Here is a 14,682-nt window from a genome sequence, read left to right on the forward strand (position 1 = left end):
CCCCCGCCGCCCCCCCCCCCCCCCCCCCCCCCCCCCCCCCCCCCGCCCCCGGGGCGGGGGGGGCCCCCGCTGCTGTTGCGGTGCGCGGCCCTTAACCCACCCTCACGCCCCGTACCGACGACGTGCTTTCATTCCTGCTGAAGCTGCGCACTCGCGCCCAACACCTGTTCCGTCTGTCCGAAGCCCACACGATGCTGGTCTGGTCGGTGGTGGTCGGCATCGCCGGCGCGTTCGCGACCATTGCCTTTCGCGAGGCGATCGCGCTGCTGCAACTGGCGGTGGCCGGCAAGTCCGGCAGCTTCGTCGAAATGGCGCGCAGCTTGCCGTGGACCGTGCGCATCTGGCTGCCCGCGGCCGGCGGCCTGATCGCCGGCTTCTTCCTGCTGATCGCGCAGCGCCACGCCGACAAGAGCAATCACGTCGACTACATGGAAGCGGTCGCGATCGGCGACGGCGTCGTGCCGGTGCGGCTGAGCCTGTGGCGAAGCGTGTCGTCGCTGTTCACGATCGCGAGCGGCGGCTCGATCGGCCGGGAAGGACCGATGGTGCAACTGGCCGCGCTGGCCGCGTCGCTGATCGGCCGCTGGGTGCATTTCGATCCGTCGCGGCTGCGTCTGCTGGTCGCCTGCGGCGCGGCCGCCGGGATCACGTCCGCGTACAGCGCGCCGATCGCAGGCGCGTTCTTCGTCACCGAGATCGTGCTCGGCTCGATCGCGATGGAAAGCTTCGGGCCGGTGGTGGTGTCGGCGGTGGTCGCCAACATCACGATGCGCGAATTCGCCGGCTACAAGCCGCCGTACGAGATGCCGGTGTTTCCGGCGGTGACCGGCGTCGAGGTGCTGCTGTTCGTCGCGCTCGGCGCGCTGTGCGGCGCGACGGCGCCGCAGTTTCTGCGGCTGCTCGACGCGTCGAAGGCGGCCTTTCGCAAGTTGCCGGTGCCGCTGCCCGTGCGGCTCGCGCTCGGCGGCTTCGTGGTCGGCATCATCTCCATCTGGACCCCCGAGGTGTGGGGCAACGGCTATAGCGTCGTCAACTCGATCCTGCATTCGCCGTGGACGTGGACCGCGCTCGTCGTCGTGCTGGTGTTCAAGCTCGCGGCGACCGCGGCCACGGCGGGTTCCGGCGCGGTCGGCGGGGTCTTCACGCCTACCCTGTTCGTCGGCGCGGCGGTCGGCTCGCTGTTCGGCCAGGGCATGCACGCGCTGTGGCCGCATGCGACCTCGGCGCCCTATGCGTATGCGATGGTCGGCATGGGCGCGTTTCTCGCCGGCGCAACCCAGGCGCCGCTGATGGCGATCCTGATGATCTTCGAGATGACGCTCAGCTACCAGGTCGTGCTGCCGCTGATGCTGTCGTGCGTGGTCGCCTATTTCATCTCGCGCGCGATCGCCAAGACCTCGATGTACGAAATCACGCTGCGGCGCAATCGCGAGGAACAGGAGCGCACGCGCCTGCGCGCCACGCAGATGCGCGAGCTGATCCGTCCCGCCGAAACCGTCGTGCTGCCCAACGCGAGCGTGCAGGACATGACGCGCGTGTTCCTCGAATATCCGGTGAAGTATCTGTACGTCGCCAACCAGTCCGGCGCGTTTCTCGGCGTGGTCGCGCTCAAGGACATCACGTCCGATCTGCTCGACAAGCGCGACACGGCGGCGAAAACGGCCGCGGACTATCTGCAGCCGCACTTCGACGTGCTCACGCCGGATATGTCGCTCGGCGTCGCGTTGCAGCACTTCCTCGCGTTCCAGGGGGAGCGTCTGCCGGTTGTGGAAAGCGCCGCGCAACCGACGCTGGCGGGCGTGGTCTACAAGACCTCGCTGCTCGATGCGTATTTCCGCATGAATGCGACTCACTAGGCGGCCGCGCCCCGCGAACCTGGCGGCGCCGTGCAAAGCGCCGCAGATTTTCTACAATGGGGAAACCGCTGCGGCGTAAGCACAAGGCGCCGGCAGCGCGCGTTACGCCAGGACGGGCGCACCGTGACGCCCGCCGTTCGATCGGAGCGAAGATGAGCGAACCGTCCCTCGATGCCGTGCGCCGCGACCAGGCAGGCTGGATTTTCCTGCACATCGAAGGCGAACCCTACGATCGCGGCGAACAGCACGGGCAGCTGCTCGCCAGCGAAATCCAGAACGCGATCCGCACCGCCCGCTATCTCGCGAAGTGGGACACCGGCGAAGAGTTCGACACCTTCGTCAACGCCGCGGTCGCCCAGTTCGCCAACCAGCTCGACACCGAATTCGCCGACGAAATCCAGGGCATCGCCGACGGCGCAAAGCTGCCGTTCGCCGAAGTGCTGGCGTGGAACGGCTACATGGATCTGCTGCAAAGCTGGTGGCCGAGCCACGCGGCGCAGCAGCGGCCGCACCTGGGCATGAAGCCGTGGCGCGGCCGCCGCGGACATCATTGCAGCGCGTTCATCGCCACCGGCAACGCCACGCGCGACGGCCGCATCGTGATGGCGCACAACTCGTGGGACCGCTACGCCGCGGGCGACGCGTTCAACGTCGTGTTCGACATCGTGCCGGATCGCGGCAACCGCATCCTGATGCAGGGCCTGCCGGGCTGCATCTCGAGCCTCACCGACTTCTGGGTGACGGCCGCGGGACTGATGGTCACCGAAACCACCATCTCCAACTTCGCCGGCTATAACCCGGCGGGCGCACCGGAGTTCTACCGTTCGCGGCGCGCGTCGCAGTATGCGAACAGCATCGGCGAATGGTGCGAGATGTTCGCGCTCGCCAACAACGGCGGCTATGCGAACAGCTGGCTGCTCGGCGATGCGAAGACCGGCGAGATCGCGCGCTACGAACTGGGGCTGCACTATTCCGGCTTCGAGACCACGAAGGACGGCTTTTACAGCGGCTATAACACCGCGACCGATCTGAAGATCCGCAACCAGGAATGCATCGGCGAAGGCGAGGACTATACGGACGTGCGCAAGAACGGCGCGCGGCGCCTGCGCTTCATGCAGCTCGAGGAAATGCATCACGGCAAGATCGACGTGGAACTCGCCAAGCAGATGATCGCCGATCATCACGACGTCTATCTCGATCGCAACGACAACCCGTGCTCGCGGACCATTTGCGGTCATCTGGAACTGGACGACGCGCGCTTCGGCGGCACCGATCACGGGCCGTTCAATCCGTGGGGGGCCAACGACGGCAAAGTGGTCGACAGCGAAATGGCGCGCGAGATGGCGATCACCGCGCGCTGGGGTCATCCGTGCGGCCGGCCGTTCGACGCCCAGGCGTTCATGAAGCGCCATCCACAGTGGAACTGGCTCAACGGTTATATGCGCGACCGGCCTTCGTGGCCGTGGACGCGTTTCGACGTGCTGCGTTAACGCGGCTGCCTGCCGCTGGCGGGCCGTTTGCTACCAGCGCACCCGTATGTTGCTCGCTGCCCGCTGCCTGCCATCTCTCGCCTGCCGCTCAGCATCGCGCCGCTCCGCACTCGCCGACATGGCCGCAACGGCAGCCCGCACAGGCGTCGCGCCGCCTTGGCGCATTCGTGGCAAGATCTGAAATCTACAATACCGTTTTGTCGCAAATGTGCGCGCGTTGCAGGATTTGCCATCTAAGATGGTAAGTGGGAGCGGGCCGCACATCGCAATGCCGTGTGAAGCTTGCGCCTTCCTTTCGACGCGGGGACGGCACAGCGTTTGCTCAACTGTCAGCGCCGCATGAGCTTAGGAGGTCGGGCGATGAAAACCTCGACACTGTTGACCATGGTGACGCTGTCCGCCTCGTGCTTCGCCGCGCCGGTTCACACCGCGCCGGACGGCACGAATGCCAGTACCCTCGCTGAACGCGCCAACGCCGCACCCGTCGCGCCGCCGGCGCCGGATGTCGCGGCCACGGACGATAACCGGCCGCAGCAATGGCAGCACATTGCGCTGCCGAAGTCGCGCCATCTCGACCGCAGCTTCATGGGGCAGAACGAACATTTGCAGACCTGACGGCGGCCGGTATCCTCGCGATTGGGTGCCAGCGGTCCGTGCCCGGCTTTGAGTTTGAACCGAAGCGTTGATCGGCGTGCAGGCGTGGATGCAACGACCGCTAGCGGGTCGGGCGATTTTTTGTAGCTGCGCTGTCGTTGCGTTGTATTGCCCGGCAATTTTCTGGTCGTTCTGTGCCGTTGCATCCGCATGCCCTCGAAGCGCCAACAACTGATTTCAATCGCGCACCAACTGGAGCAATTGCATGACTGCCTCGGCTATTCCCGGCGAATCGATCGACCTGCAGATCTCGGACATCCTCAGCGAAGTCCAATTCCCGACCAACAAAGACGCGCTGGTCGACGCCGCGCGCGAAGCCGGCGCGAGCAATGAAGTGCTGTCGATGCTCGACGGCATGCCGGAACAGGATTACGTTGATATCGAGTCGGTCACGCGGCTAATCAGCGGCAATTACGGGCCGGGCCTGGGAGCGTAGGCACGTGGGGTGATTTCGTCGCCGCGTCCGGAGTCATGGGCATGCGAAGAGACTGGGGACGGACGCTCGCGTGTGCTTGCGGCTATTGCATCGGATAGTTGTCTGGAACCACGCGGTCCAGCGCTCCTGGAGCACCCGCACAGTTGGCGTGCGACGGCCTTCGCCGCACGGCCCGCGCCTCGCGCGCAGCCGCCTTCCCAGCACAATCCGCGCTGCGGCCGCCGGCTGTTTAAAGGCGCGCCGGCTGACCGCCGCAACCGCCCTCAAACCGGAGACGACTCCACAACCCGCGTTCTCCGCGCATGCGCCGTCCTGGGCAAGCGGCGCGTCAATTCCGGCACCGCCGCGCCGCCCGTATCAGCTAATGAAGCGACCGCAGGGTACGCCGACGCCACCACCCGCGAACCGCGCACCGGCACGCCAGCCGGCTGGAAGTGCTCGACGAGGTGATCGATAAAAGTCCGCACCTTCGCCGGCAGATGAAGACGGCTCGGATACGCAATCGTGATTTCGATCGGCGGCAAACGGTAGTCCCCGAGCAAGGGCACGAGCCGCCCGGACGCCAGATCCCTGCCGATCAGATAACTCGGCAGGATCGCCACGCCCATACCCAGCAGCGCGAACTGCCGGAGCATCTCCGTATTGTTCGCGGCGATCGCATTGACCGGCCGCACCCGCACTTCGCCGCCGCCCGGTCCGGTGAACACCCGTTCCTCGCCGCCCTGTTCGGACGGCCGGCTCAGACACGGATGCTGCAGCAGATCTTCAGGGCGCGCCGGCGTGCCGTGCTGCGCCAGATAGGCGGGCGTCGCGCACACCGTCATGTAGGCGGTAGTCAGGCGTCGCGTGACGATGCTCGCACTGCGCATGTTCCGCGCGACCAGAATGCCGACGTCGAACCCTTCCTCGACCAGATCGGCGTGACGATCCGCCAGCGTGACATCCGGCACGACGTCCGGATAGCGCGCCGCGTATGACTGCACCACCGGCGCGAGGCTATGCAGCCCGAACACCACCGGTGCGACGATGCGCAACGTGCCGACCGGCTCGTGATTGCGCGCCACCACCATCTGCTCGACGCCTTCGAGGTCGTCGAGAATGTGCCGCACGCGCTCCAGATAGGTCCTGCCGGACTCGGTCAGCGAAAGACGGCGCGTCGTCCGGTTGAGCAGCCGCGTGCCCAGACGCGCTTCCAGATCGGCCACATGCCGCGTGACCACCGCCGTGGAAAGGTCCAGCGCGCCGGCCGCGCCGACGAAACTGCCGAGGTCCGCCACTTTGACGAACACGCGCATCGACTGCAGTTGATTCATGGGACGACTCCTGCCTCGGTAAAGCCGGGCCGGCGCAACCCTCGCCGCCTTTGAAGACCCGCGCGGCAAGGCGCGCGCGGGTTTGCCCAACGATCCGATTGTATCGACCCGACATGTCGCAACCCTGACCCGAACATGACATTCCAGTCAGATTAGCGACGCTGACGCAGCACACTATTGCGTTGCGCGCGGAGAATTCGGAGTAGGTATAAACCCTTAATCAGCTGGTAACATAGCGGCCGAAAGGAAATTACCGCTATGACACATCGTTTTCAGCTTCTGGAAAAAATCGCGTTTTCGCTGGTCTGCTGGTCCGCCGCGGCCTGCTCGGCTTTCATTGCGTACGAGCGCTGCCCGGACATCAAGGTCGTCCTGCATGCCGGCAAGGAAGTTTTGCGCTACAGCGGCGAGTATTCGCTGGCCTGCGCGTCGCCGGCCGCCGACATCTGCGCGCCGCTGCCGAACAACTGATTCACCGGACCTGCCGCATCCGCATTTCGAATCGCCCCGCCGGTCGCACCGTGTTTCAACGGCGTCGGCCGGGGAGCGGTTCGGCCTCAGTCAACCGCTCCGCCGCCGTCATCGCGCGCAAGCCGCGCGGATCACGCTTCGCGCCCGAACACCACGCGCGCGAAAAATCCTGCCAGCACCGCTTCAGCCACCTCCGTCGGCACGTTCTGTGGATCGACCGTGTAGAAGAACTGTACGCCGTCGCACAAGCCCATCAAACCGATGGCCAGCCGCTCGGGCTCCATCAGCATCGGCGTGCCGACGCGCGCCGAGAACTCGCGAATATACGCCGCGAGTTGCTCCAGCTTCTCGTGCATGAACGCGTTAAAGCGCACCCGGAAGCGGCCGTCGCGCACCGCGAGCAGCTTCGCCTCGACCCACAACAGGAAACATTTGTTCTCGCGATGCAGGCCGCTGTAATAACGCAGCACGCGCGCTTCCATCTCTTCGCGCGAGGCGGCGTTCTCGAAGATCGCCTGCAACTTCGCCTGCATCGTTTCGTGATCACGCCGCAGTAGCTCGAGAAACAGTTCGCTCTTGCTGCGGAAGTTCGAATAGAACGCGCCGCGCGTATAGCCTGCCGCCCCGGCGATGTCCTCGACACTCGCCGCGACGAAACCCTTCTTCATAAAAATGGCTTGCGCAGCGTCGAGCAGACGCTCGCGCGTCTGGTCCTTGCTCTGTTCGCGGGTCAGTCGTTGCCGTTTCATGGGCGCAAGTCTAGCACCGAAAAGAATTCAAATTTACATCGACATTCAAATACATGTGTGTATTAGAATACACAAAAACATTCAAAGTCAGATACGTATGCAGATTGCATGAACCGGTCTGCCGGTCTTTGCTGGCGGGCCGCCGCGGCTTGCCGTGTTCGTTCGCCGTCTCCAGTTGGGGTATTTGTGAAGCGTCCCGGTCCTCCCGCATCGTCGACGATGCGCCAGCAGTCCCATCGGCAAATGCGCCGCGCGGCATGCGCCGTGGCGCTGGCCGTCGTCGTCGCGCTGGCCGCCTGTTCGAAGAAAGAAGCGGCCGCGCCCGCGCCGCGCCCGGTCGTCGCCGTCGCCGTGCATGCGGACGGCCATGCGATGCAAGCCGCGTCGCTGCCCGGCGAAGTGCAGGCGCGCTATTCGACGCCGCTGTCGTTTCGCATCGGCGGCAAGATCATCGAGCGGCGGGTGCGCCTCGGCGATGTGGTGAAGAGCGGGCAAGTCGTCGCCCAGCTCGATCCGGCGGATGCGCAAAAGAATGCGGCCAGCGCGCAGGCGCAACTCGAAGCGGCGCAGCACGGCCTCGTGTTCGCGAAGCAGCAGTTCGACCGTGACCAGGCGCAGGCAAAAGAGAACCTGATCGCGCCGGCGCAGCTCGAGCAGTCCACCAATGCCTACGCGTCCGCGCTCGGCCAGCGCGATCAGGCCGCGCAGCAGGCGGCGCTCTCGAAGAACCAGTTGGAGTACACCACGCTCGTCGCCGGTCACGCGGGCGTCATCACGGCGGAACAGGCCGACACCGGGCAGAACGTGTCCGCAGGTCAGGCCGTCTACAACCTCGCGTGGAGCGGCGACATCGACGTGTTGTGCGACGTGCCGGAAAGCGCGCTCGCCGCGTTCGCGCTCGGACAAAGCGCGAATGTCACGCTCGGCGCGCTGCCGGGGCGCAGGTTCACCGCGCGGGTGCGCGAACTGTCGCCCGTCGCCGACTCGCAAAGCCGCACCTGGCGCGCGCGGCTCACGCTCAACGATCCGGGCCCGGACGTGCGCCTCGGCATGACCGCCGATGTCACGCCGGTCACGCCGCTCGCGACGTCGCAGGCAAACGGCTCGTTCACGCTGCCTGTCACCGCGCTGTTCCACCAAGGCCGGCAGCCGGCCGTGTGGGTCGTACGTGCCGCCGACAACGCACTGGAACTGCGCCCCGTGACGGTCACGCGCTACAACGAACGCACCATCGTGATCAGCGACGGTTTGAAGGACGGCGAACGCGTCGTGCTGCAAGGCGTGCATACCGTGAGCGCCGGCGAGAAAGTCAACGTCATCGCGCCGCTGCATCCCGAGGACTTCGCTTCATGAGCACGGCGCACGAAGAAGGACGCTTCAACCTGTCCGCCTGGGCGCTGCGTCACCAGGCGCTGGTCGTGTTCCTGATCGCGCTCGCGACCGCGTTCGGCATCCTCGCCTATACGCGGCTCGCGCAATCCGAAGACCCGCCGTTCACGTTCCGCGTGATGGTGATCCGCACCTTCTGGCCCGGCGCGACCGCGCGGCAGGTGCAGGAACAGGTGACCGACCGCATCGGCCGCAAATTGCAGGAGACGCCCGCCATCGATTTCGTGCGCAGCTATTCGCGCCCCGGCGAGTCGCAGATGTTCTTCACGATGAAGGACTCGGCGCCAGTGCGCGACGTGCCCGAGACCTGGTACCAGGTGCGCAAGAAAGTCGGCGATATCGCGGCGACCTTGCCGCCGGGCATTCAGGGCCCGTTCTTCAACGACGAATTCGGCGACGTCTACACCAACATCTACACGCTCGAAGGCGACGGCTTTTCCGCCGCGCAACTGCACGATTACGCGGACCAGTTGCGCACGGTGCTGCTGCGCGTGCCGGGCGTCGGCAAGGTCGATTACTTCGGCGACCCCGATCAGCACATCTACATCGAGATCGCCAACACGCAGCTCACGCGGCTGGGCATCTCGCCGCAGCAACTCGGCCAGGCGATCAACGCGCAGAACAGCGTGTCGACCGCGGGCACGCTGACCACCGCCGACGACCGCGTGTTCGTGCGCCCCACCGGCCAGTTCAAGGATGTCGCCGCGCTCGCCGACACGCTGATCCGCATCAACAACCGCACCTTCCGTCTCGGCGACATCGCGACGATCAAACGCGGCTACGACGACCCCGTCGTCACGCAGATGCGTTTCGGTGGCAAGGCGGTGCTCGGCATCGGCGTGACGATGCAGCCGGGCGGCGACGTGATCCGCCTCGGCAAGGCACTCGACGAGCAGACGGCGCGGTTGCGCAAGGCGTTGCCCGCTGGCTTGCAACTGGTCGAAGTGTCCAGCATGCCGAACGCGGTCGCGCGCTCGGTCGACGACTTCCTCGAAGCCGTCGCCGAAGCCGTCGCGATCGTGCTGGTGGTGAGCCTCGTATCGCTCGGCGTGCGCACCGGCATGGTGGTCGTGATCTCGATCCCGGTGGTGCTCGCCGTCACCGCGCTGTGCATGAACGTGTTCGACATCGGTCTGCACAAGGTGTCGCTCGGCACGCTGGTGCTCGCGCTGGGGCTGCTGGTCGACGACGCGATCATCGCGGTCGAGATGATGTCGGTGAAGCTGGAGCAAGGCTGGAACCGCACGCGCGCGGCGGCCTTCGCGTACACCAGCACCGCATTTCCGATGCTGACCGGCACCCTCGTGACCGTCGCCGGTTTCCTGCCGATCGCGCTCGCCAAATCGAGCACCGGCGAGTACACGCGCTCGATTTTCGAAGTGTCGGCGATCGCGCTGATCGCATCGTGGCTCGCGGCCGTGGTGCTGATTCCGCTGCTCGGCTATCACCTGCTGCCCGAGCGAAAGCGTCAGGCGCACGAGGCCGAGGACCACGAGCACGACATCTACGACACACGCTTCTACCAGCGTCTGCGTGGCTGGGTCGGCTGGTGCATCGAACGGCGCTTCGTCGTGCTGGCGATCACCGTCGGGCTGTTCGTGCTGGCGTTGGCGGGCTTCACGCTGGTGCAGCAGCAGTTCTTCCCGAGTTCGGACCGTCCCGAGTTGCTGGTGGACGTGCGCCTGCCCGAAGGCGCATCGTTCGACGCCACGTTGCGTCAGGCGCAGCGGCTCGAAAAGGTGCTGGTGGGCCGCGCGGAAATCGACCATACGGTGAGCTTCGTCGGCACCGGCGCGCCGCGCTTCTATCTGCCGCTCGACCAGCAATTGCCGCAACCGAACTTCGCGCAGTTCGTGATCACCGCGAAGTCGGTGAAGGATCGCGAGAAGCTCGCGCAGTGGCTCGAACCGGAATTGCGCAACAACTTTCCGGCGATCCGCACACGCCTGTCGCGCCTTGAAAACGGGCCGCCAGTCGGCTATCCGGTGCAGTTCCGCGTGAGCGGCGACGACATCGCGACCGTGCGCTCGATCGCCGAGCGCGTCGCCGCGACGATGCGCGCCGACCGCCGCACCAACAATGTCCAGTTCGACTGGGACGAACCCGCCGAGCGCTCGGTGCGTTTCGAAGTCGATCAGAAACGCGCGCGCGAACTCGGCGTCAGCTCCGAGGACATCTCGAGCTTCCTCGCGATGACGCTCTCCGGCTACACCGTTACGCAGTATCGCGAACGCGACAAGCTGATCAGCGTCGATCTGCGCGCGCCGCGCGCGGAGCGGGTCGACCCGTCGCAACTCGCCTCGCTGGCGATGCCCACGCCGAACGGCGCCGTGCCGCTCGGCACGCTCGGCCATCTGCGCAACGATCTCGAATACGGCGTGATCTGGGAGCGCGACCGTCAGCCGACCATCACCGTGCAGTCCGACGTCACGCACGGCGCGCAAGGCATCGACGTCACGCATGCGGTGAATCGCGCGCTGAGCGAGATTCGCGCGACCCTGCCGGTCGGCTACCGGATCGAAGTGGGCGGCTCGGTCGAGGAAAGCGGCAAGGGCCAGACGTCGATCAACGCCCAGATTCCGATCATGGTGATCGCCGTGCTGACCTTGCTGATGATCCAGTTGCAAAGCTTCGCGCGCGTGCTGATGGTCGTGCTGACCGCGCCGCTCGGGCTGATCGGCGTGGTCATCACGCTGCTGCTGTTCGGCCAGCCGTTCGGCTTCGTCGCGATGCTCGGCGTGATCGCGATGTTCGGCATCATCATGCGCAACTCGGTGATTCTGGTCGATCAGATCGAGCAGGACATCGCGTCGGGACATAAGCGTTTCGACGCGATCGTCGGCGCGACCGTGCGGCGCTTCCGGCCGATCACGCTGACCGCGGCGGCCGCGGTGCTCGCGCTGATTCCGTTGCTGCGCTCGAATTTCTTCGGCCCGATGGCGACCGCGCTGATGGGAGGCATCACGAGCGCGACGATCCTCACGCTGTTCTATCTGCCCGCGTTGTACGCCGCGTCGTTCAGGGTGCGTGGCGACGAACGCGAACCGCAGACACCGTCCGCGTCCGGCGCGACGCATACGGGGAATTGAACGTGGCTACTTTCGCAGTCTCGCGCGCATCTTTCCAATACCCGCGGCTCGGCGCGCTCGCCCTCGTCTGCGGGCTCGCCGGCTGCTCGTTCGGACCCAATGGCGAGCCGCCCGCGATGCCGCAGCCGGCGCACTACGGCGCCGCGGCGCAGCCGACGCAGACCGCGCCCGCGCAAGGCGTCACGCAGCAGTTCGTGGTCGGCGCGAAGCCGGTGCCCGAATGGTGGAAGCTGTATCAGTCGGACGCGTTGAACGCGCTGGTCGACGAAGGTCTGCACAACAGCCCCACGCTCGCCGCCACCGATAAGTCCCTTGCCGCCGCGCGCGAGCAGTTGCGCGCGCAGGTCGGCAGTTCGCTGCTGCCGACCATCGACGCGGGCGGCCAGGCGACCCGCAATCGCGCGCTCGCGATCCCCGAGATCGGTCCCAACACGTTTCTGTACAACGTCTTCGTCGGTCAGTTGCAGGCGCACTACACGTTCGACCTGTTCGGCGCCGCGCGGCTCGCCAACGCGGGGCTCGCCGCGCGCGTGAACGTGCAGGCGTATCAGTTCGACGCGGCGCGTCGAGCGCTGGCGGCCAACATCGTGACAGCGGCCATCACGAGTGCCGCGCTGCATGCGCAGATCGAGACCACCGAGCGGCTCGTCGCGATCGCCAACGACCAGGCGCGCGACACGCAGCGCCGCTATGCGCTCGGCGCGCTTTCGCATGCCGATCAGTTGAGCGCGCAGCAGAGCGCGGCGAGTCTGTCCGCGAGCCTGCCGGGTCTCAAGCAGCAATGGCTGACCACGCGTCATGCGCTGGCGGTGCTGCTCGGCCGCACGCCGGATGCCGCGCCGGACGATCTCGACCTCGCGCGGTTGCACGTGCCCGAACAGGTGCCGGTCGTGGTGCCGTCGGAGCTGCTGCGCTCGCGGCCCGACATTCAGGCCGCCGACGCCGCCGTGAAGGCCGCGGCCGCCGATGTCGGCGTCGCGACCGCGCAGATGTTCCCGAGCCTGTCGCTGAGCGCATCGATGGGACAAGGCGGCTTTAGCTGGCCGGTGGCGCTGTCCGGCGCCGGGGCGATCTGGAGCATCGGCGCCTCATTGTCGCAGCCGCTGTTTCATGGCGGCGCACTGCTCGCGCAAAAGCGCGCGGCGCACGACACCTACGACGCGACGATCTCGCAGTACAAGCAGACCGTGCTGGCCGCGTTCCAGAACGTCGCCGACACGCTCGCCGCGCTCGAACACGATGCGCAGGCTCTGGATGCGGCGAATCTCGCCGCGCGCTCGGCACAGGGCATATTCGAAGAGACTTCGGGACGTTACCGGCTGGGCGCGCTGCCGATCGCCTCGACGCGGTCGAGCGAGCAGCAGTTTCGTAACGCGCAGCTCGACGAGATCCGCTACACGAGCGCGCGATTGACGGACACGGCGGCGCTGTTTCAGGCGATGGGCAATCCGCCGGTCGAAGCGGCGGCGAGTACCGCTGCGGCATCCTCAACGTCGGCGGCCAACGCGGGCACGTCGAACTAAACCTGGGATTCCATACGGAAGCTCACCGACTTATCCCCAGTTAATGTTGACGAGCCTGTTGAAAACTATCTGACAAGCTGTCTAACACGTTGAACATGCTGGGTTTTGTTGGAGAGGCTCGGAATGAATCAACGAGCGTCGGCCGAGCGTCGTTTGCGTCGATCAGGCCGTGGGGATCACTCAACGTTATCCCCAGTTTGTGTGGAGAGGGCTGTTGATAACCTTGGGGTTGCGCGCTTAAGTGCTTGAAGTGATTCGGATTGTCAGGCGCGGTGCTGGTGGATGCAGCGGCACGTGAACGCTGCGGGCACAGCGCGACGCAATGACCGCACTGCCGCTTATCCACAGATTCTGTTCATAGACCTGTTGATAACGCCCGGAGATCCCGACCAAGTGTCTGAGCGCGCTACGGATTCGGGTGCAGATGCGTTTGCTGACGCGCGATCTGCCAACCGTAAACCACGGCTGCGCGCCCCGCCCTCAATAAACTCCCGCCTCGCCCGCCGGCCGATTCTTGAACCGCTTATGCACCCAATAATATTGATCAGGAATCCGTCGTACCTGCGTTTCGAGAAACTCGGTAATCCGACGCGCGTCGACCGACACATCGTCCGAAGGGAAATCGCTTAGCGCGTCGAAAATGGTCAGCTTGTAGCCGCGATAGTCCGGCAGCACCTCCGTCACGAACGGCACTACCCGTGCGTTGCCCGCGCGCGCCATCCGCGATACCGACGTCAGCGTGCACGCCGGCACGCCGAAAAACGGCACGAATACCGAATCGCGCAAACCGAAATCCATGTCGGCGGCAAGCATCACCGGTTTGCCCTCGCGCAACACGCGCAACGCGCGCCGCACGCTATCGCTGCGCGGAATCATCTCCGTGCCGAAGCGGCCGCGCTGGCGCTTGGCCATCGCGTCGAGCAGCAGGTTCGACATCGGCGTATAGAGCGAGGCGACCGGGTGGCGCGTCGAATACATCATGCAGCCCGCCTCGATGCCGACGAAATGGAAGCCGACGAAAATGGTCGGCTGCGACTGGATGTCGGCGAGGTCGATCGCACTCTCCACTTCGACGAGGCGCGCAATCGCCTGCGCATTGCCGAACCATTGCGGCCCGCGCTCGACATAGCTGCGGATCACATGGCAGAAGTGCGCGCGCGCCAGACGTTCGCGCGCGTCGTCGCTCATGTCCGGGAAGCAAAGCTTCAGATTGGTATGCACGACGCGCCGGCGCGTGCTCGGAATGCGGTACAGCAACGCGCCGACGCCAGTGCCGATCCGCGCGACCACCCCGTAGGGCAACAAAGCGAACGCGCGCAGCAGAGCCGTCGTCAGCCAGATGAGAATTCGACCTTTCACGAGACGGGGACCCGGTGGATGCTGGATGACGAACACACCGGCCGCCGCAACCCCTGGGTTGCCAACGATCGAAGTGACATGCGCGCGCGTCAAACCGGGTCTCGCGCTACGCGTTCTGAAGTGCGGCGTTTCGCTCGCGGCGAGACGCTGTGGTGCTGGCGGCCGAAACCGTTTGAGGATCGGGCGTCCGGGTTGGACCCAAGGTGAGAAGCACCGCAGGCGTGATTAAAACACACCGCCGAGCGCGGGCACATAATCTGCTGGCCCGAGCGCCCAAAAAACGCCGCCAACCGTTGCCGGGCCTCGTTTTCCCCTAGCCTTTCAAAAACTCACGTGGCGTGTGCGGCCGCATG

10 protein-coding genes and 1 pseudogene are annotated in these 14,682 nt (G+C 65.8%); 8 read left to right on the forward strand and 3 right to left on the reverse strand.

The window, feature by feature from the left end; all coding sequences use genetic code 11:
- Window positions 1-122: 122 nt before the first annotated feature.
- The 4 genes from P0D89_RS19725 to P0D89_RS19740 all read left to right on the forward strand — a co-directional run bounded on the left by P0D89_RS19725 (window position 123) and on the right by P0D89_RS19740 (window position 4,436).
- Window positions 123-1,856 (forward strand): ClcB-like voltage-gated chloride channel protein, encoded by a 1,734-nt coding sequence (locus tag P0D89_RS19725; RefSeq protein ID WP_408357662.1) that lies wholly within the window; start codon window positions 123-125, stop codon window positions 1,854-1,856.
- A gap of 152 nt (window positions 1,857-2,008) precedes the next feature.
- Window positions 2,009-3,346 (forward strand): C45 family autoproteolytic acyltransferase/hydrolase, encoded by a 1,338-nt coding sequence (locus P0D89_RS19730; RefSeq protein ID WP_408376994.1) that lies wholly within the window; start codon window positions 2,009-2,011, stop codon window positions 3,344-3,346.
- A 360-nt stretch (window positions 3,347-3,706) separates the two neighbouring features.
- Window positions 3,707-3,961, forward strand: a complete 255-nt coding sequence (locus P0D89_RS19735; protein ID WP_408357661.1) for a hypothetical protein — start codon at window positions 3,707-3,709, stop codon at window positions 3,959-3,961.
- 244 nt (window positions 3,962-4,205) lie between these two features.
- Window positions 4,206-4,436: a DUF2795 domain-containing protein gene (locus P0D89_RS19740; protein WP_408357660.1), complete on the forward strand. Its 231-nt coding sequence runs from the start codon at window positions 4,206-4,208 to the stop codon at window positions 4,434-4,436.
- 427 nt (window positions 4,437-4,863) lie between these two features.
- Here the strand turns inward: P0D89_RS19740 and gvmR are convergent.
- Window positions 4,864-5,749 (reverse strand): annotated as a pseudogene (gene gvmR, locus P0D89_RS19745) (transcriptional regulator GvmR); the annotation flags it as partial.
- 258 nt (window positions 5,750-6,007) lie between these two features.
- Between gvmR and P0D89_RS19750 the strand changes: the two are divergent.
- Complete coding sequence (locus P0D89_RS19750; protein WP_408357659.1) at window positions 6,008-6,220, forward strand: hypothetical protein; 213 nt, start codon at window positions 6,008-6,010, stop codon at window positions 6,218-6,220.
- Window positions 6,221-6,351: 131 nt separating this feature from the next.
- On the opposite strand, the gene P0D89_RS19755 is transcribed toward P0D89_RS19750, so the two are convergent.
- Window positions 6,352-6,969, reverse strand: a complete 618-nt coding sequence (locus tag P0D89_RS19755) for a TetR/AcrR family transcriptional regulator (RefSeq protein WP_408357658.1) — start codon at window positions 6,967-6,969, stop codon at window positions 6,352-6,354.
- 219 nt (window positions 6,970-7,188) lie between these two features.
- Here P0D89_RS19755 and P0D89_RS19760 point away from each other — a divergent pair, with 219 nt between their 5' ends.
- The 3 genes from P0D89_RS19760 to P0D89_RS19770 are packed head-to-tail and all read left to right on the forward strand — an operon-like array spanning window position 7,189 to window position 12,970.
- A complete protein-coding gene (locus P0D89_RS19760) occupies window positions 7,189-8,322 on the forward strand; it encodes an efflux RND transporter periplasmic adaptor subunit (RefSeq protein WP_408357657.1) in 1,134 nt (377 codons plus the stop codon).
- Window positions 8,319-11,447 carry an efflux RND transporter permease subunit gene (locus P0D89_RS19765; protein WP_408376996.1) on the forward strand — a complete coding sequence of 1,043 codons (3,129 nt, stop codon included), beginning with the start codon at window positions 8,319-8,321 and terminating at the stop codon, window positions 11,445-11,447. The genes P0D89_RS19760 and P0D89_RS19765 overlap by 4 nt, the downstream gene beginning before the upstream one ends.
- A 2-nt stretch (window positions 11,448-11,449) precedes the next feature.
- On the forward strand, window positions 11,450-12,970 hold the full coding sequence (locus tag P0D89_RS19770) for an efflux transporter outer membrane subunit (RefSeq protein ID WP_408357655.1): 1,521 nt from the start codon (window positions 11,450-11,452) through the stop codon (window positions 12,968-12,970).
- 480 nt (window positions 12,971-13,450) lie between these two features.
- Here P0D89_RS19770 and P0D89_RS19775 read toward each other — a convergent pair whose 3' ends face one another.
- Window positions 13,451-14,329, reverse strand: a complete 879-nt coding sequence (locus tag P0D89_RS19775; RefSeq protein ID WP_408357720.1) for a lipid A biosynthesis lauroyl acyltransferase — start codon at window positions 14,327-14,329, stop codon at window positions 13,451-13,453.
- Window positions 14,330-14,682: the final 353 nt, after the last annotated feature.

The organism is Paraburkholderia sp. RL18-085-BIA-A, assembly GCF_046027075.1.
In the GTDB taxonomy this organism is placed as follows: domain Bacteria; phylum Pseudomonadota; class Gammaproteobacteria; order Burkholderiales; family Burkholderiaceae; genus Paraburkholderia.

Excerpts from the sequence above, each read along its gene's own strand:
- P0D89_RS19765 (WP_408376996.1), top strand. The coding sequence starts at position 8,319 with ATGAGCACGGCGCACGAAGAAGGACGCTTCAACCTGTCCGCCTGGGCG.
- P0D89_RS19760 (WP_408357657.1), top strand. The coding sequence starts at position 7,189 with ATGCGCCAGCAGTCCCATCGGCAAATGCGCCGCGCGGCATGCGCCGTG.
- P0D89_RS19735 (WP_408357661.1), top strand. The coding sequence starts at position 3,707 with ATGAAAACCTCGACACTGTTGACCATGGTGACGCTGTCCGCCTCGTGC.
- P0D89_RS19730 (WP_408376994.1), top strand. The coding sequence starts at position 2,009 with ATGAGCGAACCGTCCCTCGATGCCGTGCGCCGCGACCAGGCAGGCTGG.
- P0D89_RS19755 (WP_408357658.1), bottom strand. The coding sequence starts at position 6,969 with ATGAAACGGCAACGACTGACCCGCGAACAGAGCAAGGACCAGACGCGC.
- P0D89_RS19740 (WP_408357660.1), top strand. The coding sequence starts at position 4,206 with ATGACTGCCTCGGCTATTCCCGGCGAATCGATCGACCTGCAGATCTCG.
- P0D89_RS19750 (WP_408357659.1), top strand. The coding sequence starts at position 6,008 with ATGACACATCGTTTTCAGCTTCTGGAAAAAATCGCGTTTTCGCTGGTC.